General features: G+C 67.9%; 22 protein-coding genes. 14 read left to right on the forward strand and 8 right to left on the reverse strand.

Annotation, left to right across the window (positions count from 1 at the left end; all coding sequences use genetic code 11):
• Positions 1-6: 6 nt before the first annotated feature.
• The 6 genes from F624_RS0102295 to F624_RS0102320 form a co-directional block, all read right to left on the reverse strand.
• The gene (locus tag F624_RS0102295) at positions 7-1005 is read right to left on the reverse strand and encodes a fumarylacetoacetate hydrolase family protein (RefSeq protein ID WP_031253878.1); all 999 of its coding nucleotides are present in this window, start codon (positions 1003-1005) and stop codon (positions 7-9) included.
• Between the two features lie 26 nt (positions 1006-1031).
• Positions 1032-2036: a Bug family tripartite tricarboxylate transporter substrate binding protein gene (locus tag F624_RS0102300; RefSeq protein WP_051107275.1), complete on the reverse strand. Its 1005-nt coding sequence runs from the start codon at positions 2034-2036 to the stop codon at positions 1032-1034.
• Between the two features lie 81 nt (positions 2037-2117).
• A complete protein-coding gene (locus F624_RS0102305) occupies positions 2118-3080 on the reverse strand; it encodes an MBL fold metallo-hydrolase (RefSeq protein WP_019572641.1) in 963 nt (320 codons plus the stop codon).
• A 10-nt stretch (positions 3081-3090) separates the two neighbouring features.
• Entirely contained in the window at positions 3091-3291 is a 201-nt protein-coding gene (locus tag F624_RS0102310; RefSeq protein WP_019572642.1) for a DUF2783 domain-containing protein, read from the reverse strand.
• A gap of 13 nt (positions 3292-3304) precedes the next feature.
• Positions 3305-4984 (reverse strand): FAD-dependent monooxygenase, encoded by a 1680-nt coding sequence (locus F624_RS0102315; RefSeq protein WP_019572643.1) that lies wholly within the window; start codon positions 4982-4984, stop codon positions 3305-3307.
• 40 nt (positions 4985-5024) lie between these two features.
• Positions 5025-5561, reverse strand: a complete 537-nt coding sequence (locus F624_RS0102320) for a VOC family protein (protein ID WP_019572644.1) — start codon at positions 5559-5561, stop codon at positions 5025-5027.
• Positions 5562-5649: 88 nt separating this feature from the next.
• Between F624_RS0102320 and F624_RS0102325 the strand changes: the two genes are divergently transcribed.
• The gene (locus F624_RS0102325) at positions 5650-6582 is read left to right on the forward strand and encodes a LysR family transcriptional regulator (protein ID WP_019572645.1); all 933 of its coding nucleotides are present in this window, start codon (positions 5650-5652) and stop codon (positions 6580-6582) included.
• Positions 6583-6587: 5 nt separating this feature from the next.
• Here F624_RS0102325 and F624_RS0102330 read toward each other — a convergent pair whose 3' ends face one another.
• A complete protein-coding gene (locus tag F624_RS0102330; RefSeq protein WP_043425376.1) occupies positions 6588-8327 on the reverse strand; it encodes an NYN domain-containing protein in 1740 nt (579 codons plus the stop codon).
• A gap of 69 nt (positions 8328-8396) precedes the next feature.
• Entirely contained in the window at positions 8397-8786 is a 390-nt protein-coding gene (locus F624_RS0102335) for a DUF488 domain-containing protein (protein ID WP_019572647.1), read from the reverse strand.
• A 177-nt stretch (positions 8787-8963) separates the two neighbouring features.
• On the opposite strand from F624_RS0102335, the gene F624_RS0102340 reads away from it, so the two are divergent.
• From F624_RS0102340 to F624_RS0102400, 13 genes are all read left to right on the forward strand, one after another.
• On the forward strand, positions 8964-9518 hold the full coding sequence (locus tag F624_RS0102340; protein WP_084679379.1) for a GNAT family N-acetyltransferase: 555 nt from the start codon (positions 8964-8966) through the stop codon (positions 9516-9518).
• A gap of 146 nt (positions 9519-9664) precedes the next feature.
• The gene (locus tag F624_RS0102345) at positions 9665-10579 is read left to right on the forward strand and encodes a VTT domain-containing protein (protein WP_019572649.1); all 915 of its coding nucleotides are present in this window, start codon (positions 9665-9667) and stop codon (positions 10577-10579) included.
• 64 nt (positions 10580-10643) lie between these two features.
• The gene (locus tag F624_RS0102350) at positions 10644-12956 is read left to right on the forward strand and encodes an FAD-dependent oxidoreductase (RefSeq protein ID WP_019572650.1); all 2313 of its coding nucleotides are present in this window, start codon (positions 10644-10646) and stop codon (positions 12954-12956) included.
• Positions 12957-13000: 44 nt separating this feature from the next.
• Positions 13001-15010, forward strand: a complete 2010-nt coding sequence (locus F624_RS0102355; RefSeq protein ID WP_019572651.1) for a sensor histidine kinase — start codon at positions 13001-13003, stop codon at positions 15008-15010.
• A gap of 159 nt (positions 15011-15169) precedes the next feature.
• Positions 15170-15919 carry a response regulator transcription factor gene (locus F624_RS0102360; protein WP_019572652.1) on the forward strand — a complete coding sequence of 250 codons (750 nt, stop codon included), beginning with the start codon at positions 15170-15172 and terminating at the stop codon, positions 15917-15919.
• A 227-nt stretch (positions 15920-16146) separates the two neighbouring features.
• Positions 16147-16746: a type IV toxin-antitoxin system AbiEi family antitoxin domain-containing protein gene (locus tag F624_RS0102365; RefSeq protein ID WP_019572653.1), complete on the forward strand. Its 600-nt coding sequence runs from the start codon at positions 16147-16149 to the stop codon at positions 16744-16746.
• Entirely contained in the window at positions 16743-17645 is a 903-nt protein-coding gene (locus tag F624_RS0102370) for a nucleotidyl transferase AbiEii/AbiGii toxin family protein (protein ID WP_019572654.1), read from the forward strand. Before F624_RS0102365 ends, F624_RS0102370 begins: the two co-directional genes overlap by 4 nt.
• A gap of 203 nt (positions 17646-17848) precedes the next feature.
• A complete protein-coding gene (locus F624_RS0102375) occupies positions 17849-19060 on the forward strand; it encodes an ABC transporter substrate-binding protein (protein WP_019572655.1) in 1212 nt (403 codons plus the stop codon).
• 122 nt (positions 19061-19182) lie between these two features.
• A complete protein-coding gene (locus F624_RS0102380) occupies positions 19183-20043 on the forward strand; it encodes a branched-chain amino acid ABC transporter permease (protein WP_019572656.1) in 861 nt (286 codons plus the stop codon).
• A gap of 5 nt (positions 20044-20048) precedes the next feature.
• Positions 20049-21038, forward strand: a complete 990-nt coding sequence (locus F624_RS0102385) for a branched-chain amino acid ABC transporter permease (protein WP_019572657.1) — start codon at positions 20049-20051, stop codon at positions 21036-21038.
• Positions 21035-21805 carry an ABC transporter ATP-binding protein gene (locus tag F624_RS0102390; RefSeq protein WP_019572658.1) on the forward strand — a complete coding sequence of 257 codons (771 nt, stop codon included), beginning with the start codon at positions 21035-21037 and terminating at the stop codon, positions 21803-21805. The genes F624_RS0102385 and F624_RS0102390 overlap by 4 nt, the downstream gene beginning before the upstream one ends.
• Positions 21802-22503: an ABC transporter ATP-binding protein gene (locus tag F624_RS0102395; RefSeq protein WP_019572659.1), complete on the forward strand. Its 702-nt coding sequence runs from the start codon at positions 21802-21804 to the stop codon at positions 22501-22503. Before F624_RS0102390 ends, F624_RS0102395 begins: the two co-directional genes overlap by 4 nt.
• A 10-nt stretch (positions 22504-22513) precedes the next feature.
• Complete coding sequence (locus F624_RS0102400; RefSeq protein ID WP_019572660.1) at positions 22514-23986, forward strand: M81 family metallopeptidase; 1473 nt, start codon at positions 22514-22516, stop codon at positions 23984-23986.
• Positions 23987-23991 lie beyond the last annotated feature (5 nt).

The raw sequence follows: 23991 nt of genomic DNA on the forward strand, positions 1-23991 counted from the left end.
CCAGCCTCACTCCGCCTGTGACACCACCTGAACCCTCTGATCGATGGCACCGAACACCGAGCGACCCTGCGCATCCAGCACCTCGATGCGCACCCGGTCGCCGTGCCGCAGGTAGGGCTGCAGCTCGGCCTCGGGCGCACCGGCCAGCATCTGGCGTACCCTGGCCTCGGTGATGCAGGCATTGCCGCCGGCCGCGGCCGCGTTGCTGATGGTGCCCGCGCCGACGATGCTGCCCGCAGCCAGTGCCCGGGTGCGGGCCAGGTGGGCGATGATCTGGCCGAAATGGAACACGGTCTCCTCCCCCGCATCGGGTTGACCAAACCATTGGCCATTGAGCTCGATGTGTACCGGCAGGTGCAGCATGCCGCCCCGCCAGGCCGAGCCCAAGGCCGCGGGCGTGACCGCGATCGGCGCGAAGCTGGTGGCGGGCTTGCTCTGGTAGAAGCCGAAGCCGCGCGCCAACTCGGCCGGGATCAGCCCACGCAGCGACACATCGTTGAGCAGCACCACCAAGGCAATGTGCTGCAGCGCCTGTTCGGCGCTGACCCCCATGGGCACGTCGGTGGTGATGACGGCGATCTCTGCCTCCAGGTCGATGCCATGGGCCTCATCGCGCGCCACGATGGGTTCGGTGCCTGACAGCATCACGTCCGAGCCGCCCTGGTAGACCAGGGGCTCGTCCTCGTAGCGAGGCGGGATGGGCTCCTGGCGCCATTGGTAGATCAGGCGGGCGTGGTTGCGGTACACCGAGGCATCGACCCATTGGTAGGCCCGAGGCAGGGGGGCCAGGCATTGCTGCGGCTCAAAAGCGGCGCAGCCCTGCCAGCCTGAGGCATCCAGGCTGTGGCAGCGCCGGGCCAGGGCCGGGGCCAGCACCTCCCAGTCGTCCAGCAGGGCTTGCAGGGTGGGGGTGGCGGGGCCGGCCGGGGCCCAGTGTTGCCGTGAGGGGCTGAGCAGCATCAGCTCGCCATCGCGGCGACCGTTGTGGCGGGTGGCCAGGCGCAGATCGTGTGGGGTCATCGGGGCCGTCCTCAGTCGAGCTGGATGTTGGAGGCCTTGATCACCTTGCCCCAGCGAGCGCTTTCGCTGCGGGCCAGGGCCTGGAAATCGGCCGGGCTGCCCGGCAGGGGCTCGAAGCCGAAGTCGGCAAACAGCTTCACCACCTTGGGGCTCTGGGTGGCTTTGCGCAATTCAGCGTTCAGGCGGTTCACCACGTCGGCGGGCATGCCGGCCGGGCCGACCAGGCCGTGGAAAGCCGCAGCATTGACCTCCTTGTAGCCCAGTTCGGCAAAGGTCGGCGTCTCGGGCAGGGCGCTGGCGCGTTGCGGCGAGGCCAGGGCCAGCACGCGCACCTTGCCGGCCCGCATCATCTGCAGGCCCGAGGCCAGGTCGAGCATCATCACCGGTACCTGGCCGCCCATCACGTCCTGCATGGCCGGTGCCGCCCCCTTGTAGGCCACATGGGTGAGGCTGATGTCGGCCTTCTGCTTGAACAGCTCCATGGCCACATGGTGGGGCGAACCATTGCCTGGCGAGGCGTAGTTGACCCCATCACGGTGGGCCTTGGCATAGGCGATGAACTCTGCCAGGGTTTTGGCCGGAAAGTCGGGGTGCACCACCAGGGCCACAGGCATGCGGCCAATGGCGCCGATGTAGGTGAAATCGGTGGCGGGCTTGTAAGGCAGGCGGGCGAACATGTGCTCATTGAAGAGCAGTGCGGCGTTCTCGGCCTGCATCACGGTGTAGCCGTCGGGCTTGGCCTGCAGCAGCACCGACACCGCGATGTTGGTGGAGGCGCCGGGGCGGTTGTCGATGATCAGGGGCTGACCCAGCGAGGGCTGCATGGCGTCGGCCAGGGCCCGGGCCATGGCGTCGGTACCGCCGCCGGCTGCATAGGGCACGAGCCAGCGCACGGCCTGGTTGGGGTAGGCCGGTGTCTGGGGCTGCGCCTGGGCCGTAAGTGGGTCGGCAAGGCCCGCCAGCAGGGCCAAGGCCAGGCGCGTGCAGGCGCGGCGGGTGGGGGAAGGGATTGTCATGTCTGTCTCCTGTGTGGTTTTTTTGGTGCGTGGTGCGTGGTGCGTGGTGCGTGGTTCGTAGTGCGTTGGCGTAGGCGGGCCTCAGCCCCGCAGCGTGGCCCAGAGTTGCTGGTCGCGTTCGGCGGTCCAGATGGTGGGGTGCTCGGTGCCTTGCAGCTCTTCAACAGCGCGGGCCACGTCGAAGGGCAGCACGTGCTGGAACACGGGCCAGTCGCCGAAGCGCGGCGCCATGGCCTGTTGCGCGTTCTCGAAGCAGGCCCGCAGGCCCAGGCCGGCGGCCAGGCTCTGTCGCACGCTGTCGAGCAGGGTGCGCAAAAAGGCCTGGGTCAGGTCAATGGCCTCGGCGCAGGCCCCCTGGCCGTGCTGCACTGCGCCCCGCCCCGGCACCAGGGTGCGAGGGTGGAGTGCGCGCACGGCGTCCAGGGTGCCCAGCCAGTCCTGCAGGTAGGCGTCGCCGGCGTACACGCCGCAGCGGTTCTCGACCACGTCGCCAGCAAACAGCACGCCGCAGTCGGGCAGCCAGGCCACGGTGTCGCCCCCCGAGTGGCCGCGCCCCAGGCAGTGCAGGTGGATCTCGCGTGAGCCCAGGTTCAGGCGCATCTCGCGCTCGAAGCTCAGGGTGGGCCGTGTGAGGCCGGGCACCTCTTCGACACCGGCAAACAGGCGTGGGAAGCGGCCCACTTCCGAGTCGAAGTCGGCCTGGCCGCGGCTGTGCACCCAGTCGGTCGTGCCCTGGCTGGCGATGATGGCCTGCACCTCCGGGAAGGCGCTGGCGCCCATCACGCGCACCGCGTGGTAGTGGGTCAGCACAATGAACTTCACGGGCTTGTCGGTGACGCTGCGGATGGCGGCCAGGAAGTCTCGCGCCAGGCGCGGCGTGGGTCGGGTGTCGATGGCCACCACGTGCTCGTCACCGACCACGAAGCCGCAGTTGGGATCGAAGGCGCTGATGTAGCCGTAGACGCCTGGGGCCAGCATCTGCACCTGGGGTTTTTGCTCCTGCAGGTCGGAGGCCGAGGCAAAGGAAGGGGCTTGGGTGCTCATGGGGGGGCTTTCAGGTCAGGGTAGAGGGGGCGGCTTCGCGGGCCGCGTTCAGGCAGGCGAGCAGCACCTGTTGCCGGCCGCACTGGTTGGCCAGCAGCAGCACCAGCCGCGCGTTCAGGTCGGCGCTGGCGGCTTCGCTCAGGCCTTCGTGGGCTTGCACCAGGGCGGCGTAGAAGCCGTCGGGGTCGGGGATGTTGGGTTCGGTGTTCATGGTCGGGCTCGGTTCAGGCGGTGAGGGGTTCCAGGGCGGTGGCAGCTTGGCCTGTGAGCACGCGCAGGGCTTCGATGAGGGCGTCGGCGGTGCAGGCCGGCAGGGTGGCGGCCAGGTAGGCGTCCGGGCGCAGCAGGCACAGGGTGCCGGCGCTGCCGCCGGGGGCCAGCCCCAGGTGGCGGGCCAGCACCTCGTCGGGGTCGTGCAGGTCGGCCTCGGGCCCGCCAATGGCCACCAGGCGGGCTGGCAGCCCGGTCTGGCGCAAGCGCGCCTCGGCTTCGGCCCGTGCGCCCGTTGTTGGCGCAAACCACAGCCCCAGGCAGTGCGTGCCCTGCCGCAGCAGGTGCATCAGCGCGGTGGGCCGGCCCTGCCGATCTGGCAAGGCCAGGTTTTGCACGCTGCGGGCGCCCTGGGGCAGGCAGGCCGAGGGCGGGTAGTCGTTCGCCACCGACATGCTGCCCGTGTTGACCAGTGCACGTGCAAAAGGGTGCTGCCGCGCCAGCGCCAGGACGGCTCGGCGCAGGGTGTGCTCTGCCGGGCTGCGGGGGGCCAGAAAGCGGGCAGAACGGCTGGTCACCTGCAGGTTTTCGACGCAGGCGGCGCGGCGCTCTGCGCTGTAGCTGTCCAGCAGGGTGTCGGGGGCCAGCCCTTGCTCGACCAGGGCCAGCTTCCAGCCCAGGTTGGCGGCGTCCTGCATGCCGGTGTTGCCGCCGCGGGCGCCAAAGGGGCTGACGACGTGGGCGGCGTCACCGATGAAGAACACCCGGCCAGCCCGGAAGTCGTCCAGCAGGTGGTCGCGGTAGCCATAGGGGCCGATCCAGACAAACTCGAACTCCACATCGGGCCCCAGTTGCGCACGCAGCCGTGAGCCGGCCACCTCGGGTTGGCTGATGGCCTCGGGGTCGGCATCCTCGGGCATCTGGTAGTCGATGCGCCACACACCGTCGGCCATCAGGTGCTGCCAGACTGCGCGCCCGTCATTGAAGGGCGCATCCACCCAGGTCCAGCGCTCCGTGGGCAGGGGGTGGGTGAAACGCACATCGGTGATGCACCAGCGATCGGTGCTGCGCGAGGCGTGGGTTGCCAGACCCAGTTGCGTGCGGATGGGGCTGTTGGCCCCGGTGGCATCGATCAGGGTGCTGGCTTGCAGCCGGTAGGCGCCGGCCGGGGTCTCCAGCATGAGGTCGACGTGGTCGACATGGGCCTGGATCTTGGTAACCCGGGTGCTCCAGCGCAGGTCGGTCAGGCCCAGGGCCTGGAGGCGATCCACCAGAAACCACTCCAGGTAGAACTGCTGCAGGTTGATGAATGGAGGCTGGGTGGACACGCTGTGGTCCTGCAGGTTGAAGCTGTACACCTCTTCGCTGCCCGAGAAGGTACGGCCCAATGACCAGGCCACGCCTTTGGCGACAGCGCGTTCGGCAATGCCCAGCCGGTCCAGGATCTCCAGCGACTTCTGGGCATAGCAGATGCCACGCGAGGAGGCGCCCCGCACTCCCACGGTGTTGTCCTCGTCGATCAGCACGCTGCGCACACCGCGCTGGGCCAGGTCGCAGGCCAGGGTCAGCCCTGCCGGGCCGGCGCCAACGATCACGATGGGGTAGCGGCCCGGGTTTCCCCCCTGCAGCTCGGGTGGGGGCGTGAAAGCAAAGCTGGGCAGCTCGTATGGGGGGGCGAAGTGGTAGCTGGTCATGGTTTGTCTCCGGTTTGTTCTTGGGTCCGTGGGTATCCCCTCAGGCGCTGGCCTTGCGCCGAGCCTTGAAGGCGGTCCAGTCACGGACCTCCTGGTGGGCACGGCGGGCCAACTGGTTCATCTCAGCCCCATCCACCGTGGGGGTGGTCAGTTCCAGCCGAATGCCGTTGGGGTCGAAGAAATAGATCGAGCGGATGATGTGGTGGTCGGTCACGCCCAGCACCTCGATGCCGGCTGCCTGCAGCCTGGCCTTGGCCTGCTCCAGCTCGGCCACCGAATCGACGCGCAGGGCCAGGTGATTGACCCAGGCCGGCGTGTTGGGCGAGGGCTGGGCGGCCGTGTCGTCGCCGAGGTCGAAGAAGGCGATGTACGAGCCGTCACGCATCTGGAAAAAGATGTGCACATAGGGGCAGTACTCGCCGGTGCTGGGTACCACGTCGCTCTTGATCACATGCACCAGGGGCAGGCCCAGCAGGTCCTCATAGAAATGGCGCGTCTCCTCGCAATCCCGGCAGCGCCAGGCGAAGTGATGCAGCGATCGGATGGGGACGAAATCAGCGGTTGAAGAAGCGGTCATGGAGCGGCCTTGGGGTGAGGACCGCATTACATCGAGAGCTGTCTTATCATTCAAACGAAAAAATTTCATCGATTGATGAGGGATTCATATGAATGGAAACCTGAGCCTGCGGCAGCTGAGGGCGTTCGAGGCGGTGGCGACCGAGGGCAGCTTCACCAAAGCGGCCCAGCGGCTGTTCCTGACCCAGTCGGCCCTGAGCGTGCTGGTGCGCGACATGGAACGCGAGCTGGGCCTGTCGCTGTTTGACCGCCATACCCGGCGGGTCGAGCTGTCGGAGGCGGGGCGCGATTTCTACCCGCATGTGCGCCGCATGCTCAATGAGCTGGCCGTGGCCGTGGGCAGCATGATCGACTTGCGCGACAAGCGCCGGGGCGTGCTGCGCGTGGCGGCGCCCCAACTGATGGCTTGCACCCTGGTGCCGCGGGTGCTGGCCGTGTACCGGCAGCAGTACCCGGGCGTGGACATCCGCCTGCAGGACACGCTGCCCGAACACCTGCTGGACCGGCTGCAGGCGGGTGAAGTCGAACTGGCCATCGGGCCGGATGGCGTGCTGGACGATGCCGGCCTGCGGCGCCAGCCCTTTCTGCGGGATCGGCATTGGCTGATCTGCCGCACCGACGATCCCCTGTGCGCACAGAACCCCCTGCGCTGGCAGGATCTGGACGCCTGCCATTTCATCGCCCCCACACGCGACTTCATTGCGCGCATGCGAGCCAGCCTGGGTGCCTACAGCGAGGCCCTGCTGCTGAACCCGTGGCAGGAGACCTCGTACTTCACCACCGCCTTCGGCCTGGTGTCCGCTGGCATGGGCGTCACGCTGTGTCCCACCTACGCCGCGCCGCTGGTGAAGGCCTATGGGCTGCAGATGCTGGCCCTGCAAGAACCCGCCTTCTACCGCGAGGTCTGCGTCTACAGCCAACTCGGCAAGGAGCTGTCACCGGCCGCTGCGAGCTTTGTCCAATGTCTGGGCGAGGTGGTGGCCGACGCCGCCTTTGCGGAGCCGGTCTCGCCCAGGGATTGAAGGCCTCAGCCTGCCTTCTTGGCTGCTGCGCGAGGGCGACGGGCCTTCTTGGCCGCCGGCGCGGCCACGTCCACGGGTGCTGCCTCGACCGCGGCGGCCTCGGGTGTCGTCACCACGGCGGTGGCTGCTGGCTCGACGGCTTCGGCCGGCGCGCTGGCCGTGTCATCCACGGGGCCATCCGCCGCCTCAGCCTGCGCTGCGTTGGCCTGGGCACGGGCCTTGGCGCCCGAGCGGCCACCGCGGCTGCGGCGGCGTGGCGAGGCCTGGGGGGCGGTGTCTTCCGCCGCGGCGGGCGCAGCACCTTCATCAGTTGCCGTGGCACCGGCCTGATCGTTCACCAGGACCGGGGGCAACGCTGCTGGCTCATCGTCATCTTCGGTCGCCGGGGCGGCGGCACGGCGGCTGGTGGCCGCGGCCTGTTCCTGGCGCTCGCGCAGTTCGCGGGCCTTGCGGGCGCGTGCCCGGGCTTCGGCCTCGGCAGCGGCAGCGGCGATGGCGCTGTCGTGCTCTGGCAGCGCAGGTGGGTTCTGGCCCTGGTGGCGGGCCGCCTGTTGGTTGGGCTGGCCCTCGCCGCGCGATGCATTGGCTTCGGAGCGGTTGTCTCGCCCGTCACGGTTGTCGCGGCCCTCACGTCCTTCACGCGGGCCACCCCGGCGGCCGCCCCGCGAACGGCCATAGCTGGCTGGGGGTTGCTCGTCGTTCTCGGCTTCGGCTTCGACCTCGGGGGCCTCCACCACCGGTGCTGCAGCGGTCACGGGTGCTGCTGGGGGCACGGGCGCGGCGGCCGGTGCAAAAGCCTCCGGCGGGAAGTAACGCGACACCGGGCGCTCGTAGGCCTGCTCGGTACGCTGCGCCGGTGCGGCATGGGTGGCCGCACTCGATGCGGGCAAGGGGGCAGGGCCCGCGCCCGTGCTGCCGCCACCACTGCTGCGGAACACATAGGCGCCCGACTTGTCGTCGCGGCCGAATTCCATCAGGCCGCGGTTGTGGGCCTCTTCCAGCAGGTTGCCGAAGGTGCGAAAGCCAAAGTAGTTTTCGTTGAAGTCGGGGCGGCGGCGCTTGATGGCTTCTTTCAGCACCGAGGCCCAGATCTTGCCGCTGTCGCCGCGTTCGGCCATCAGGGCATCGAAGGTCTCCACGGCCAGCTCCAGGGCTTCGCTGCGGCGGGCGTCGCTGGCTTCCTTGCGCTTGCGCTCCTCTTCTGGCGTGCGGCGGGCTTGCTGCGGTGCATCGGCCGGCTGCTGGCGGCGCGCCAGTGCGCGCTGCTTCTCACGCACCAGGTCGTCGTAGAAGATGAATTCGTCGCAGTTGGCAATCAACAGGTCAGAGGTGGACTGCTTCACGCCCACACCGATCACCTGCTTGTTGTTCTCGCGCAGCTTGGACACCAGGGGCGAAAAATCCGAGTCGCCGCTGATGATCACAAAAGTGTTCACGTGCGACTTGGTGTAGCACAGGTCCAGGGCATCGACGACCATGCGGATGTCGGCCGAGTTCTTGCCCGACTGGCGCACGTGCGGGATCTCGATCAGCTCGAAATTGGCCTCGTGCATGGTGGCCTTGAAGCCTTTGTACCGGTCCCAGTCGCAATAGGCTTTCTTGACCACGATGCTGCCCTTGAGCAGCAGCCGTTCGAGCACGGGCTTGATGTCGAACTTTTCGTAGTTGGCGTCACGCACGCCCAGCGCCACGTTTTCGAAATCACAGAACAGCGCCATGCTGAGGTTGTCGGGTGAGTTGGCCATCAGGCTCTCCATTGGAGTTGCAGCCCTGAATCATCACACGGATTGGCGCAGCCAAACCTGCGCTGGGATTCAGGGCGCCAGGTCAGCACCTTTTTCTTGCAGCAAGGCTCGCAGCACCGAACGGTGGCAGCGCGCCTCATTCTCGCAGTAACAACCCACCGAAAAATTGCTGTGGCGGGACAGCGCGGCCAGCAGATCCAGGCTCCGGCTGGCCTCGGGCTGGGCCATCTCCTTGCGGAACTGGCGTTCAAAGGACTGCCATTGCGCTGGGGTGTCGGCCTCTTGCCCCAGCTTCATGGTCTCGGCGGTGGGCGCGAGGTTGGGGTACCAGATGTCGTACCAGTTCTGGCTGGCAAATTCGGTCTTGGGCACGCCCCGCGGCGGGCGCCGCACCGTGCCGATGCGGGTGCCTTCGTCGGGGGTGCGCGGGCTGCCGAGTTTCACGATGCGTAGCGTCATGTCATTGGTCCATGGGATGGGTCAGATAGGAAGGCTGCGAGGTACCAATATTGAGTCAAATTCAACGTTTTTGGGTGTTGCAATGTGTTGTAACAAATATATGCTTTTACTTTGCGGGAGGCGGAAGAGAGTTGCCTACCATGCAGCAAACGCTGTTCGGTTCAGGAGGAGGCATTCATGGCAGCACCCCAAATTCATCTGACCAGAGTACAGGAGACATCGGCTGGCCGTGCCTTGTTGCAAGGTGTCTTGAACCATGCAAGGCAGTATGTCGAAGAATCATTCGGTCATCGATTGACCGGCGTTGAAGGCGCCCAACTCTTCGAGCTGCTGCATCGCGACGTGGATGCGGCAGAGCACCGCGTCTATGCCATTGACTTGCACCACGGGGTCAGCAAGACCGTGGGCTTCATCACCTTGGGTCTGGGTTATCCGCATTGGGACGGCGGCTATGTCCACTTCCTCGTGATCGATGAGCGCTACCGGGGCGCGGGGCATGCCCGCACGGCGGTGCAGATTCTTGAGGAGATCGCCGCCGCCGAGGCGACACGCATGCGCCTCAAGGCCTACCCACCTGACTCTGGTGTGGTCGCCTTCTGGCAGGCCATGGGGTACACCGAGAGTGGGCGCTTTCCCGTCAGCTTTGTGCCACCGGCGGGGCTGCCGATGCATTACACCCTGCTGGAGAAGCAGATCGTGCCCGTCAGCACAGTGCAGGCCCAGCGGGCCTGACGGCGCAGCCTTGATGGGCTGAAGCGGCTGGGGCCCACAAGTGGCGGTGGCAAGCCCCTTTGGGGCTGACGGCGCGGAGCAGGGGCTAAACTGGCGCACGGGCCGCACAAGGGCCTGCCGGCATCCACTTTCCATCCCTCTCCGCCATGGACCTTCAGCAGCTCAGCCAAACCCTGGAGCACGACGCGCTCGGCGTGGTGTTCATCAATGTGCTGCTGCAGCAGCTGGGCCTGCCTGTGCCGGCCGTGCCCACCCTGCTGCTGGCGGGCAGTCTGGCCGCCACGCCCGGGGCGCTGGGCAAGCTGGCAGCCGCGGCCATGCTGGCCTCGGTGTTGGCCGACTGGGGCTGGTACCACGCGGGCAAGCGCTTTGGCTACCGGGTGCTCTCGGGGCTGTGCAAGCTGTCGATCAACCCGTCTTCCTGCGTCAGCCAGACCGAGGCGCGCTTTTTGCGCTGGGGGCCAGCCTCGCTGGTGGTGGCCAAGTTCGTGCCTGGTTTTTCGACCGTGGCGCCACCGATTGCCGGGGCCCTGCGCATGCACCAGCCCAGTTTTCTGATCGCGGCCGGTGCCGGCGGCGGCCTGTGGGCCGGCCTGGCGCTGGGTGCAGGCTGGCTGCTGCGCGACACCGTGCGCCAGGTGATTGCGGCGCTCGAGCGCAACACCGCCGAGGCCTTGACCGTGGTGGTGGTGCTGGCCGCCGCCTGGCTGGGCTGGAAGTTCTGGCAGAAATACCGTTTTCGCCGCCTCAGCGCGGTGCCCCGCATCGGCATTGATGAGTTGCGCGCAGCACTGGCGCGTGAGCCGCGCCCCCTGCTGCTGGATCTGCGCGGCGCCGTGATGGTGGCCCAGACCGGCCCCATCGATGGCGCCCGGGTGGCCGAGCACAGCCAGCTGGAACAGGTCGTGGGCGACTGGCCCCGCAACCAGCCCATCGTGACCCTGTGCGCCTGCCCGCAGGATGCCGGTGCCATCCTGGCCGCCCGCCGCCTGCTGGACATGGGCTACCTTTCGGTGCGCCCACTCGAAGGTGGCTACGAGGCCTGGATGGCCTCCAAGTGATGCGATATATCAGCCCGGTTTCCACCCTCTGCCGGGCCCCTGGCCCGGCCCTCTGGAGTTGTTCATGAGCCCAGCCCCGCGCGGCGCTGCCAAGCCCTCTGTGCCCAAAGCCACCCGAGTTCCCAAACGGCCCCCGGCCCATCCGCATGCCGACTACCTGATCGTCGGCGCCGGCCTGGCCGGTGCCACGGCCGCCGAAACCCTGCGTGCCGAGGGCGCCACCGGGCGCATCGTGGTGCTGGGTGACGAAGACCAGCCACCGTACCAGCGCCCGCCCTTGTCCAAGAGCTTTTTGAGCCTGAACCAGACCCCGCGCGTCAGCACCGTGCTGGCCGAGGGGGCCTGGCAAGCGCTGGGCATTGAGCTGGTGCTGGGCTGCCGCGTCAGCCGCCTCGACACGGCACAGCGCACCCTGCACACCGAAGCAGGCTCCAGTTGGACGTATGGCCAGCTGCTGATTGCCACCGGGGCCCGGCCGCTGCGGCTGGCACTGCCCGGCGTGGAGCTGCCGGGCATCCATTACCTGCGCTCGCTGGCCGACGCCCAGGCCATCCGTGCCAGCGCGCTGCAGGCGCAGCGGGCGGTGGTGATCGGGGGCAGCTTCATCGGACTGGAGGTGGCCGCCTCCTTGCGCCAGCGCGGCATCGAGGTCACGCTGGTCGAGCGGGGCGACCTGTTTGGTCGCTTCAACACACCGGCCCTGTCCGACTTCTTTCAGCGCTGCTTCACCGAGCGCGGCGCCCAGGTGCTGCTGGGCGATGCGCCGGCCTCTTTCAGCGGCGCCGACCGGGTCCAGGCCGTGCACACCCAGGCCGGCCAGGTGCTGCCTTGCGACATGGTGGTGATCGGTGCCGGCATCAGCCCCGAGACCGGCTTTCTCGAAGGCAGCGGCTTGCTGCTCGATGAGGGGGTGGTGGTCGACCGCTTTTTGCAGACCAGTCAGTCCGGCGTGTTTGCCGCTGGTGATGTGGCCAACTTCGACGACCCGGTGCTGGGCCGCCGCCACCGGGTGGAGCATTGGGACAACGCCATCAAGCAAGGCCGGCTGGCCGCGCGCAACATGCTGGGCCAACGCCTGCCCTATGACGAGGTCAGCTACTTCTTCAGCCAGGTCTTCGAGCACAGCTTCAACCTGTTGGGCGAGATCGAGCCCCCGTTCGAGCGCATCGACCGTGGCTCTTTGCAGGCCGGCTCGTTTGCCGCCTTCTACCTGCGCCACGACGTGCCGCAGGCGCTCTTTTCGCTGGGGCGGCCCTCGCAGGAGACCCGGCTGGTCGAGAACCTGATCAAGCGCCGCGTCAACCTGAGCCGGCTCAAGGCCAAGCTGTCCGACCCGAAGTTCGCACTGCAGCAGATTCCCAACCAGACCTTTCTCATCCTGCAAGGCGGTGGCGCCTATGGGGCTTTCGAGTGCGGCGCCGTGAAGGCGCTGCAAGAAGCCGGCGTGCGGCCCGATGTGGTGGCCGGGGTGTCGATCGGGGCCTTCAACGGGGCCATCATCGCAGGCAACCCCGAGCGGCCGGCCGAGGCGCTGCAGGCCTTCTGGGCCGAACTGGCCACCCTGACCCCGGTGGTGCCCGACGAGACCCTGCGCCAGAGCCTGGCCTGCCAGCAGATCGCCACCTGGGGCGTGCAGCCCTTTTTCACGCCCCGCTGGCTGCAGCCCTTGCTCGGTGCCGAGCAATGGCCGCAGAACTGGACCAGCCTGTACGACACCAGCCCCATGCGGGCGCTGCTGGCGCGCTTCGTGGATTTCAGCCGCCTCAAGGCCAGCCCGGTGCGGCTGATGGTCAGTGCCGTCGACCTGGAGACCAGCGAGCTGGTGGTGTTTGACAGCTATGTCGACGAGCTCACGCCTGATCACATCCTGGCCAGCGGCAGCCTGCCGCCGGCCTTCCCGTGGACCACGGTGAACGGCCGCCACTACTGGGACGGCGGCATTGTCAGCAACTCGCCGCTAGAGCGTGTGGTCGAGCGCTGTGGCTCGGCGGGCAAGCAGGTCTACATCATCGATCTGTTCCCGGGACAGCGTCGCAAGTTGCCCGGCAACCTCAGCGAGGTGATGGCCCGGCGTGACGAGATCCTGTATTCCGAACGCGTGCGCAGCGACGTGCGCACCCGCGAGCAGGTACGCGACTACCAGCGCCTGGTCGAAGACCTGATGGCCGAGCTGCCCCCCGAGGCGGCCGCCCGGCTGCGCCACCAGCCACGCTACATCCAGCTGATGGGCGACGAGGCCCCCATGACCATCACCCGCATCGTGCGCGAAGACAGCGACGACGCCCCGTCCTCGCGCGACTACGACTTCTCGCGCGAGACCGTGGCCCAGTTGCAAGAGGCGGGCTACCGCATGACCCTGAAGGCGATCAAGCGCTGAGGCGCCGAGGCACCTGGCCCGCAACCTGGCCCAGATTTCCACCCATGCCCGACCGCAGCCGCATTGCGTTTCGCACCTTTTTGATCCTGGCCTTGTTGCTGGTGCTGCTGCCCATCGTGGTGGCCAGCGGCTGGTTCTTCTACCGCTCGGCCCTCAGCGCGCGTGAAGAGTTTGCCCAGCAATTGGCCGACGAGGTGTCCAGCCGCGTGCGCGAGAAGATCGTCAGCTTCTTCGACGTGCCGCTGCGGGTGGTCACCTTCAACGTGGAGCAGGCCCGGGCCGGCCAGCTGCTGTATGCCCAGCCCGAGGCCTTGATGCGGCAGTTTTTGCTGCAGATCGACCAGCAGCCCCAGCTCACCTTCATCTCGATGGGCCTGGCCGATGGCCAGTACTACGCGGGCAGCCGCCCCCCCGTCGGGGCCGACCGCCCCTTGCAATTGCTGCGCGCGCGCATCGCCGACGGTCGGGCCATGGAGGTGCTGCGCCTGGACGAAGCCAGCCGGGCGCTGGTGCCGGTGTCGCGCAGCGAGATCGCCTTCGACGCCCGCACCCGGCCCTGGTTCCAGTCGGCGCTGGCGCGCGACGGCATGGCCTGGTATGCCCCATACCGCTACCTGATCAACGATGCCCAGGGCGCCTATGCGGCCATCGGCATGGGCGTGTCGGCCCCGGTGCGCGACCGCCAGGGCGCCCTGGTGGGTGTGGTCACCGCCGATGTGGCGCTGTCGCAGATCAATGAGTTCCTGGCCCGGGTGGCCCGCGAATCCGGTGGCCAGGCCTTTCTGGCCGATGAGACCGGGGCGCTGCTGGCCTCGTCCACGCCCGAGCCCGGCCTGCCGGCCGATGGCTTGCAGGCGCGCAAGGCCGAAGACAGCGCTGACCCGGTGCTGCGCGCCGTGGGCCTCGCCATCCGGGCCAGCGGCCAGCCCGAGGGCAACCGCTTCATCGATGTGGGCGCCACCCAGCACCTGGCGCGCTGGTGGACCCAGCCGCTGCACAACGGCCCCAGCCTCACCCTGGGCGTGATGCTGCCCGAGAGCCGCTTCAACACCCCGCTGCGCGGCGTGCTGCACAACACCCTGTACCTGACCCTGGCCGTGATGCTGGCGGCCCTGCTGTTTTCGGTGCATGTGGCCAACCGGGTGGTGAGCCCGCTGGCCCGCCTGGGGCACTGGGCCGGGCGCCTGACCCGGGGCGAATGGCATGCCAGTGCCCCCGCGCCCAGCCCGATCCGCGAGCTGGGGGCCTTGTCCGACGCCATGCGCTACATGGCGCGCCACCTGCAGGAGCACGCCCAGGATCTGGAGCAGACCGTCACCCTGCGCACCCGTGAGCTCAAAGAGGCCTTGCTGGCCATCGAGCAGACCCTGACCGACCAGCGCCATTTCATCGCCATGCTGTCGCACGAGGTGCGCTCGCCGCTGGCCGTGATCCACACCACGGCGCAGCTGATGTGCCTGCGGGCCAAGGATTCGCCCACCCAGCTGGCCCAGGCCGAGCGCATCCTGCGTGGGGCCATCCGGCTCAACTACTTCTTTGACAACTGCCTCACGCAGGACCGCATCGACAGCGACAGCTTTGTGCTCGAACCCGCCCCCATCGACGTGCCCGGCCTGATGGCCTGGGTGCTCGACAACGGCCTGCAGCTCTCGCCCGGGCACCCGCTGCAGATGCAGCTGGCGCCTGGGCTGCCGGCCCTGCATGGCGACCAGGTGCTGCTGCGCATCATGCTGATGAACCTGGTGTCCAACGCCTTCAAATACTCCCCCGAGGGCGCCCCGGTCACCCTGCACGCCTGGCAGCGGGGTGATCGCCTGTGCCTGGCGGTTGACGATGCGGGCCCGGGCATCCCCCCCGAAGAGGCCGAGGTGGTGTTCGACAAATACCGCCGTGGCCGGGGCGCCGAAGGCAAGCCCGGCGCCGGCCTGGGCCTGGCCCTGGTCCGGCGCATTGCGCAACTGCATGGCGGCCGGGTCTGGCTGGAGGCCCGCGAGCCGCAGGGCAGCCGTTTTGTGATCGAGCTGCCCCTGGGGCCAGCGGGCGCCAGCACCTGATCGGCCCCGACTGGGGAAAACCCCGCGCATCCTCCGGCGCGCTCGCTGGTACAACAGGTGGCGCCGGGGCTGGCTCGAAACTCGCTTGTCCCGAGCACCCTCCGCCGCCACACCGTTCCCTTGCCGGCGTCGAGACCGGGGCCGTCCCCAGATCGCACCATGAGCCATTCCAAACCCCGCATTGCCATCGTCGAAGACGACGCCGACCAGCTGCACAGCATCGAAGAATTCCTGCTCGACTCGGGCTACCGGGCCTGGGGCGTGGGCAGCGCCGAGGCCTTCTACAAGAAATTCATGAGCGACCCGGTCGACGTGGTGCTGCTCGACATCGGCCTGCCCGGCGACGATGGCCTGTCGGTGGCCGGCCTGCTCAAGGCGCGGCCCGAGGTGGGTGTGATCATCCTCAGCGCCCGCGATGCCCTGGGCGACCGCCTGGCCGGCATGCGCGCCGGCGCCGACCGCTACCTGGTCAAGCCCGTCAACCTGCTGGAGCTGGCCGCCAACATCGATGCCACCGCCAGCCGCCTGCAGCCCCGGGGCAGTGCCAACCCGGCCGCTGCCAGCAGCCCGGCCGAGGCGCCGGTGCAGGCCCCGCCCCGCACCTGGTCGCTGGCCCTGAAAGACTGGGTGCTGTCCTCGCCTGAGGGCCGCAGCCTGCCCCTCACCACGCACGAATTCCTGTTCGTGCAGCACCTGGTGCAGGCCCAGGGGCAGCCCGTGTCCAAGCGCGACCTCAGCGACAAGCTGTTCGGCGCCCGGGCGCAGAACGGCAGCGAGCGCCTGAACTTGCTGGTGACCCGCCTGCGCAAGAAGGCCACCGAAGCACTGGGCGAGGCCCTGCCCATCAAGACCCTGCACCAGATCGGTTACGCGTTCACCGTGTCGGTGCGGGTGGGCGAGCTGGCCTGAACCCCTTTGGGGCGGGGCGTCTGCAAAGCACGTGTTGAGGAATGTGTGCAAGGACGTCGAATTTCAGACGGTGCCACCGACCCCCGAAGCCATCGAAGGCTGCACCTGCAGCCCTTGAACAAGCCACGGCGGCCATGCGCAAGGCCGGCGAGCTGTGACGGCCTTGCTGAGATTGATTGAAAGTCTCATTGCTTGAGAAAAAGTAATGCGGATATTAAACTTACTTCATGAACCAGTCTGACCACATCCTCGAACTGGCCCGACACCGGCGCGTGCTGCGGGCGGCGGATGTGCGTGAGCACGGCTGGTCACCGCAGCTGCTGATCCGGCTGCACCAGGCGGGGAAGCTGCAACGCCTTACCCGTGGCCTGTATGGACTGCCCGATGCCGAAGTCACCGAGCATCAGACGCTGCTCGAAGTCTGCCAGCGCGTGCCCAAGGCCGTGCTGTGCCTGCTGAGTGCGCTGCAATTTCATGAGATCGGTACGCAGTTGCCGCATGAGGTGTGGATCGCGCTGCCCGAAGGCAGCCAGGCCCCGGCGCTGAGCTACCCCACGCTGCGCATCGCGCGCCTGCGCGGCCCCGCTTACAGCGACGGTATCCAGACCCTGAGCGACTATGGCGCCCCCATCCGGGTGTACAGCGCCGCCAAGACGGTGACCGACTGCTTCAAGTTCCGCAACAAGATCGGCCTGGACGTGGCGCTGGAGGCCCTGAAAGACGCCTGGCGCAGCCGCAAGGTCACCCTGGCCGAGCTGAGCCACTTCGCCAAGATCAACCGGGTCGAACGTGTCATGCAACCCTACCTGGAGGCGGTGACACAATGACCGGCAAGCTCTCCGCGTCCCTCCTGGCCCGCCTGCTGGCCCTCGCCAAGCAACGCGGCGACGACTACAGCCTGGTGCTCAACCGCTTCGGCATGGAGCGCCTGCTGGCGCGCCTCAGCGCCTCACCACACGCCGACCGGTTCTTGCTGAAGGGCGCTCTGCTCTTTGCGCTTTGGTACGACACCCCGCACCGACTAACCAGGGACGCCGACTTGCTGGGCTTCGGCCCCGACGATGAGGCGAACCTGATCGCCACCTTCCGCGACATCGCCAGCATGGACCTGGGCGATGGCATCGTGTTCGACCCCGAGTCTGTGAAGGCCGACGCGATTCGCGAGGACAACTCCTACGGCGGCACCCGCATCACGCTGGTAGCACGCATCGGTTCCGCACGCTGTGCCCTGCAGATCGACGTGGGCTTCGGGGACGCCGTGACCCCGGAGCCACAGACGGTGGCTTACCCGACCTTGCTGGGCGACTTCCCAGCTCCCATGCTGCGGGTCTATCCGGTCTACACCGTGATCGCCGAGAAGTACCAGGCCATGGTGGTGCTGGGGCAGGTCAACAGTCGCATGAAGGACTTCTTCGACCTGGCGGTGATTGCCCGGCGCACTGAGCTGGATGGCGCCACGCTCGCGTCAGCCATCGCCGCCACCTTTGCCCGACGCCAGACCGCCTTGCCCACCGAGCGGCCTTTGGCACTGACCCAGCAATTCAGTGAAGACGCCGCCAAGCTGCGCCAGTGGCAAGCCTTCCTGAACAAGAACCGCATCGAAGCTGCAAGCCTGGGTGACACCGTGGCCCTGCTGGACGACCTGCTGTGGCCACCGACCCAGGTCGCCGCCGCTGGCAGTCAGGCAACGGCCACCTGGCGCCCTGAAGCCCTGCGCTGGGTCTGACCCCGCACGCAACGGCTTCGATCTCTGACCAAGGGCTTTCCCCAGGTCGCGCTGAATCCAAATGAAAGTTTTGGAAAGCGCACGAAGGCGCCGACCGGGCAACACTGAATGCAGCAACGAGAGACGGACCGGGCCCTGAGGGCCGGTACTGGCTCCGTCGGCTTCACCCCCTTCAGCACACGCACCGATCCAGGAGCCCCCTCATGCAACGTCGCCAAATTCTGCAAGTCTCTGCCCTCAGCGCCCTGTCTGCCTCCCTGGGGCTGGCCGGCCGCAGCGCGCTGGCCCAGGCCGCCAGCGGCCCGATCCAGTTTGCCTGCCCGGTGCCCATGTCGGGGGCGTTTGCCGCCAACGGCAAGTTCGCCGACCTGGGCATGCGCCTGGCCATCGAGCAATACGGCTCGGTGCTCAAGCGCCCGCTGGCCTACACCGTGCTCGACACCGAGGGCAAGCCCGCCACCGCCGTGCGCAAGGTGCAAGAGTCGGCCCAGCAGCAGGGCACGCGCTTTTTTGCCGGCGGCATCCTGTCGGGCGAGGCCCTGGCCATGGGCAAGGAGGCCGAGAAGGCCGGCGGCATCTTCGTGACCACCGCTGGCGCCGACGAGATCACCGGGCAGGACTGCAATGCCGCCACCTTCCGCTGGTCCGTGCCCACCTATGGCGCCATCGAGCAGACCGTGCGCCCCCTGGCCGATCTGATGCCCAAGGCCAAGCGCTGGTACACCATCACGCCGCAGTACGTGTTCGGTGACGGCCTGCTGTCGGCGGCCAAGAACATCTTCAAGGAAAAAGGCATCGAGCACGTGGGCAACAGCTACCACTCGCTGGCCGAGAAAGAGTTCAGCGGCTACATCACCAACGCCATGGCCGCCAAGCCTGATGTGCTGCTGCTGCTCAACTTCGGCGGCCAGTGCGCCGACACGCTGCGCCAGGCGATCAGCTTCGGCATGCACAAGAACATGACCATCCTGGTGGCCTGGGCCTCGGGCCTGGAGCAGTTCGAGTCGCTGGGCGCCGAGCTGTGCGAAGGCATCTACTTCGGGGCCCAGTACTGGCACACGGTCGACTCTGAACTCAACCGCGACCTGGTCAAGCGCAGCAACGACAAGCTCAAGATCAACCCCAACTACAGCCTGGCCGGCTCCTACATCTGCACCAAGCTGATGATCGACGGCATCCTGAAGGCCGGCACGGTCGAGCCCAAGGCCGTGGTGGCCGCGCTGGAGGGCCTCAAGTACGCCGGCCTCACCGGCGAAGAGGAAGTGCGCAAGGCCGACCACCAGGTGCTCAAGAACTACTACCTGCTCAAGGGCAAGGCCAAGTCGCAGATGAAGAACAAGGACGACTACGTCGACGTGCTCAGCGCCGGCAAGTCATTCCTGCCGATCGACAAGACTGGCTGCAAGCGGGCCTGATCGACGCCGGGCCCTGACCTGGGCTCTGCTCCGGGTCTCCACACCTCCCGCCGCCTGCAACGCGCCCACCTCCCGGGGGGCGCGGGTGGGCCTGCGGGCCTGTCTTTCAACTTGATCAACGCATGAACATCTACCTGCTTCAGATCATCAACGGGGTCGGCATCGGCATGCTGTACTTCCTGTTGGCCGTGGGCCTGTCCATCGTGTTTGGACTGCTGCGCTTCGTCAACTTCGCCCACGGCGCCTTCTACCTGATCGGCGCCTACGCCTGCTACCAGATGACGCGCTGGGGCCTGAGCTACTGGCTCACCCTGCTGGCGGCGCCGCTGCTGGTGGGCGCGCTGGGCTGGCTCACCGAGAAGGTGGTGCTGCGCCATGTGTATGCCAAGGCGCATGAGTTCCACATCCTGGTCACCGTGGGCCTGGCCCTGGCCGTGCAAGAACTGGTGATCCTGCAATGGGGCCCTCTGGGCGACAGCGTGGCCGTGCCCGATGCCCTGCAAGGCGTGGTCATGTGGGGCGGCTTCATCTACCCCAAGTACCGGCTGTTCGTGATCGGCTTCACCGCCGCGCTGGCCGTGCTGCTGTGGTGGGTGCTGGAGGGCACGCGCCTGGGCAGTGCGGTGCGTGCCGGCAGCGAGTCGACCGAGATGGTCTCGCTGTTGGGCATCAATGTGCACCGCATCTTCAGCCTGGTGTTCGGCCTGGGCGCGGCCACGGCGGCGCTGGCCGGCGTGCTGGCGGCCCCGATCCGGGGGGCCGAGCCCTTCATGGGCATCGAAGCCCTGTCGGTGGCCTTTGTGGTCGTGGTGGTGGGCGGCATGGGCAGCTTCAGCGGCGCCCTGCTGGGCGGCCTGTTGATCGGCGTGGTGCAAAGCCTGATGAGCACGGTGTGGCCCGAAGGGGCGCGTCTGATGATCTACATCGCCATGGCCGCCGTGCTGCTGCTGCGCCCGCATGGCCTGCTGGGCCGCAAGGAGTGAGTGACATGAGCCAACAAAACCAAACCCCTGTGAAGCGTTTTCAAGGGCCTCTGCTGCAGTTCTGGCTGGCCCTGGCCGTGGTGGCCGCCATGCCGCTGCTCATGCATTCGGGCTCGCTGGCCAGCGAGGTGCTGATCTTCGGCCTGGCCGCCATGGGCTGCAACCTGCTGCTGGGCTACACCGGCCTGCTGTCCTTCGGCCAGGGCATCTTCTTCGGCCTGGGCAGCTACACCGTGGCCCTCACGCTGACCCGCTGGCCCCTGCCCATGCCTTTAGCCCTGCTGCTGGCCATGGCCGTCGGCGCCCTGGGGGCAGCCGTGGTGGGCTGGGTGTCGATCCGGCAGAAGGGCACCTACTTCGTGATGCTCACGCTGGCCTTCTCGCAGATGTTCTATTTCATCGCCTACACCGCCACCGGCCTCACCGGCGGCGACAACGGCCTGATGGACATCCCGCGCCCCAGCCTCACGCTGATGGGCCAGCCGCTGTGGAGCCTGGTCTCACCCTGGCAGTTCTATGGCTTTGTGGCGGCGCTGTTCCTGGCGGTGTTCTGGGTCTTGCTCAAGGTGTCGCAGTCGATCTTCGGCCGCACCCTGCTGGCCGTGCGCGACAACGAAGAGCGCGCCGGTGCCATCGGCTACCCGCTGAAGCTGCTCAAGCTGCAGGCCTTTGTGATCTCGGGTGCCGTGACCGGCCTGGCCGGGGCCCTGCACGCCATGATGACCGGGCTGGCGCCGCTGTCGAACGCCGAGCACCACACCAGCGAGATGATCCTGGTGATGACCGTGATCGGCGGCACCGGCAACCTGCTGGCCTCGGTGCTGGGCTCGGCCTTCTACCTGTTGCTGGGCGACTGGCTGTCGGCCCTGTGGCCGCGCTGGCTGCTGGTGCTGGGCCTGATCCTGATGGCCGTCAGCCTGTGGATGCAACGCGGCCTGTGGGGCCTGGGCGAGACCTTGTGGAAGCGGCTGGCCCGCCAAGGAGACAAAGCATGAGCAGCACCATCCTGCTGGAGGCCAGCGGCCTCGAAAAACACTATGGCAAGTTTGCCGCGCTGGGCGGCGTCAACCTGAAGGTGCGCGCCAACACCGTGCACTCGGTCATCGGGCCCAACGGGGCGGGCAAGACCACGCTGTTCCACCTGCTCACGGGCACCAAGTCGGTCAGCGCCGGGCGCATCGTGTTCGACGGGCATGACGTGACCCGCGAGCCCGACCACCGCCGCGTGCAGCGCGGCATGGCCCGGTCGTTCCAGGTCACCAGCCTGTTCCTGAGCCTGCCGGTGCGCGAGAACCTGCGCCTGGCCGCCCAGGGCGTGGCGCCGCGCGCCGCCTTCAATGGCTGGCAGGCCCCGGTGGGCGCCAGGGCCCTGGCCGAGGTGGTGGACCGAGTGCTGGCGCGGGTGGGCCTGCAAGGTCTGGCCGACACGCCGGCGGGCAACCTCTCGCATGGTCAGCAGCGCCGGCTCGAGGTGGGCATGGCGCTGGCGGCCCGGCCCAAGGCGATTTTTCTCGACGAGCCCACCTCGGGCATGGGCATCGACGACCTCGAGGAGATGAAGCAGCTGATCCAGAGCCTGCGCGACGAGCACACCGTGGTGCTGATCGAGCACAACATGAACATCGTGATGGACATCTCGGACACCGTCACCGTGATGCAGGCCGGCCGCGTGCTGGCCGAGGGCCTGCCGCACGACATCCGCAGCGACGACCGCGTGCGCGCGGCCTACCTGGGCAACATGATCACCGGAGGCAAGGCATGATTCTTTCGCTCAACGAGGTGCACGCCCACTATGGCAAAAGCCATGTGCTGCAAGGCGTGAGCCTGCATGTGAACAGCGGCGAGCTGGTCACCCTGCTGGGGCGCAATGGCGCCGGCAAGACCACCACCCTCAAGACCATCGTCGGCGTGCTGCGCCCCAGCCAGGGCACGGTGCGCCTGTACGGGCACGAGCTGCAGGGCCTGGCCCCGCACAGCATCGCCCGCCAAGGGGCCTGCCTGGTGCCCGAGCACCGTGGCATCTTCAAGCTGCTCACGGTTGAGGAGAACCTGCTGCTGGGCCAGCGCCGGCACTCGCCCTGGCAGCTGGAAGACATCTACCGCATCTTTCCGCGCCTGAAAGAGCGCCGCAAGAACGGCGGGGCCCAGCTGTCGGGCGGCGAGCAGCAGATGCTGGCCATCGGCCGCGCCCTGATGAACGACCCCAAGCTGCTCATGCTCGACGAGCCGGTGGAGGGCCTGGCCCCCGTCATCGTGGAAGAGATCGTGGCCCAGCTCAAGGTCATCAAGGCCGAGGGCGTGTCCATCCTGCTGGTGGAGCAGAACCTCGAGGTCTGCACCCAGCTGGCCGACCGGCATCTGATCCTGGAGCAGGGCCGCATCGTCTACGAGGCCGACAACGCCACCTTTCTGGCCGACACCGAGGTCAAGGACCGCTACCTCGGCGTGGGTCTTGCATGAGGACCTGTTCATGAAACTGCTGATCGCCCGTCTCAACCACGAGACCAACACCTTTTCACCCGTGCCCACGCCCCTGGCCGCGTTTGCGCCCACCTACGGGGACGAGGCGCGCCAGGCCCAGCAGGGCATGCGCACCGCCATGGCCGCCTTTCTGGACGCGGCCCAGGCCCGGGGCGCCGAATGTGTGACCCCGGTGTCGGCCACCGCCAACCCCAGCGGCCCGGTTCAGGCCGAGGCCTACACCCAGCTGTGTGATCGCATCGTGGCCGCCGCCCCGGGCTGCGATGCCATCTTGCTGGACCTGCACGGCGCCATGGTGGCCGAGAACAGCGCCGACGGCGAGGGCGACCTGTTGGCGCGGGTGCGCTCTGCCGCTCCCGGCGTGCCCATCGGCGTGGCCCTGGACCTGCACGGCAACATCACCGCTCGCATGGTGGGCAACGCCGACGTCATGGTGGGCTTCAAGACCTACCCGCACATCGACATGTACGAGACCGGCGCCCATGTGGCCCGGCTGCTGCTGCCCATGCTCGATGGTGGGCTCCGTTACGGCGTGCGCTGGCGCCCCCTGCCTTTGATGAGCCACACCCTGCGCAGCACCACCCTGGGCGGCGCCATGGCCCAGGCAGTTGGCACCGCCAAGGCCCTGGAGGCCCAGGGCCTGCCGGCCATGACCGTGTTCGCGGGCTTCTCGCTGGCTGACATCGCCGCCCCCTGCGTGAGCGTGGTGGCCACGGTGCGGCTGGATGCCGAAGGCGAAGCTCAGGGCCAACAGGCCCTCGACGATCTGGCCGGCCAGATCTGGGATCAGCGCCAGCAGTTCGTGTACGACAGCGAGCCCCTGGCCGAGTCGCTGCAGCGGGCTCAGGCAATGGCCCAGGGGGCCACCCGGCCGGTGTTGCTGCTCGACCATGGCGACAACTGCATGTCGGGCGGCAGCTGTGACACGCTGGACGTTTTGCAGGCTGCCTGGGCCCAGGGCCTGAGCGGCATCACCGTGGGGCCTCTGTGCGACCCCGAGGCGGTGGCCGCACTGATTGCGGCCGGCGAGGGCGCCGAGGTCAGTGTGGCGCTGGGCAACAAGGTCTCTCTGGCGGGCCTGGGCCTGCTCAAGACCCCCGTGGCGGTGCAGGGCCGGGTGCGGGCCATCAGCGACGGCAGCTACACGGTCAGCGGCCCCATCTACACCGGCCAGCGCTGCCACATGGGCCGCACCGTGTGGCTGGACACCGGCAGCACCCAGATCGTCGTCACCGAAACCCCGCACGAGCCCTGGGACCTGGGCGTGTTCAGTTGCGTGGGGCTCGACCCGCTGCAGGCGCGCTTTCTGCTGCTGAAGTCGCGCATGTACTGCCGGCCCGTGTTTGTGCCCCTGTCGGCCGGCCTGGTCGAATGCGACAGCCCGGGCGTGACCAGCTCCGATTTCAGCCTGTTCCCGTTCCGGCACGTGACGCGGCCGGTGTTCCCGCTCGACGCGATCTGAGGCCC

The sequence above is a fragment of the Curvibacter lanceolatus ATCC 14669 genome (assembly GCF_000381265.1).
Classification (GTDB): domain Bacteria; phylum Pseudomonadota; class Gammaproteobacteria; order Burkholderiales; family Burkholderiaceae_C; genus Curvibacter; species Curvibacter lanceolatus.

Coding starts and splice junctions, on each gene's coding strand:
- F624_RS0102325 (WP_019572645.1), top strand. CDS start 5,650: ATGAATGGAAACCTGAGCCTGCGGCAGCTGAGGGCGTTCGAGGCGGTG.
- F624_RS0102310 (WP_019572642.1), bottom strand. CDS start 3,291: ATGAACACCGAACCCAACATCCCCGACCCCGACGGCTTCTACGCCGCC.
- F624_RS0102390 (WP_019572658.1), top strand. CDS start 21,035: ATGAGCAGCACCATCCTGCTGGAGGCCAGCGGCCTCGAAAAACACTAT.
- F624_RS0102330 (WP_043425376.1), bottom strand. CDS start 8,327: ATGGCCAACTCACCCGACAACCTCAGCATGGCGCTGTTCTGTGATTTC.
- F624_RS0102380 (WP_019572656.1), top strand. CDS start 19,183: ATGAACATCTACCTGCTTCAGATCATCAACGGGGTCGGCATCGGCATG.
- F624_RS0102315 (WP_019572643.1), bottom strand. CDS start 4,984: ATGACCAGCTACCACTTCGCCCCCCCATACGAGCTGCCCAGCTTTGCT.
- F624_RS0102360 (WP_019572652.1), top strand. CDS start 15,170: ATGAGCCATTCCAAACCCCGCATTGCCATCGTCGAAGACGACGCCGAC.
- F624_RS0102300 (WP_051107275.1), bottom strand. CDS start 2,036: ATGACAATCCCTTCCCCCACCCGCCGCGCCTGCACGCGCCTGGCCTTG.
- F624_RS0102395 (WP_019572659.1), top strand. CDS start 21,802: ATGATTCTTTCGCTCAACGAGGTGCACGCCCACTATGGCAAAAGCCAT.
- F624_RS0102365 (WP_019572653.1), top strand. CDS start 16,147: ATGAACCAGTCTGACCACATCCTCGAACTGGCCCGACACCGGCGCGTG.
- F624_RS0102305 (WP_019572641.1), bottom strand. CDS start 3,080: ATGAGCACCCAAGCCCCTTCCTTTGCCTCGGCCTCCGACCTGCAGGAG.
- F624_RS0102350 (WP_019572650.1), top strand. CDS start 10,644: ATGAGCCCAGCCCCGCGCGGCGCTGCCAAGCCCTCTGTGCCCAAAGCC.
- F624_RS0102375 (WP_019572655.1), top strand. CDS start 17,849: ATGCAACGTCGCCAAATTCTGCAAGTCTCTGCCCTCAGCGCCCTGTCT.
- F624_RS0102370 (WP_019572654.1), top strand. CDS start 16,743: ATGACCGGCAAGCTCTCCGCGTCCCTCCTGGCCCGCCTGCTGGCCCTC.
- F624_RS0102400 (WP_019572660.1), top strand. CDS start 22,514: ATGAAACTGCTGATCGCCCGTCTCAACCACGAGACCAACACCTTTTCA.
- F624_RS0102340 (WP_084679379.1), top strand. CDS start 8,964: ATGGCAGCACCCCAAATTCATCTGACCAGAGTACAGGAGACATCGGCT.
- F624_RS0102320 (WP_019572644.1), bottom strand. CDS start 5,561: ATGACCGCTTCTTCAACCGCTGATTTCGTCCCCATCCGATCGCTGCAT.
- F624_RS0102385 (WP_019572657.1), top strand. CDS start 20,049: ATGAGCCAACAAAACCAAACCCCTGTGAAGCGTTTTCAAGGGCCTCTG.
- F624_RS0102335 (WP_019572647.1), bottom strand. CDS start 8,786: ATGACGCTACGCATCGTGAAACTCGGCAGCCCGCGCACCCCCGACGAA.
- F624_RS0102355 (WP_019572651.1), top strand. CDS start 13,001: ATGCCCGACCGCAGCCGCATTGCGTTTCGCACCTTTTTGATCCTGGCC.
- F624_RS0102345 (WP_019572649.1), top strand. CDS start 9,665: ATGGACCTTCAGCAGCTCAGCCAAACCCTGGAGCACGACGCGCTCGGC.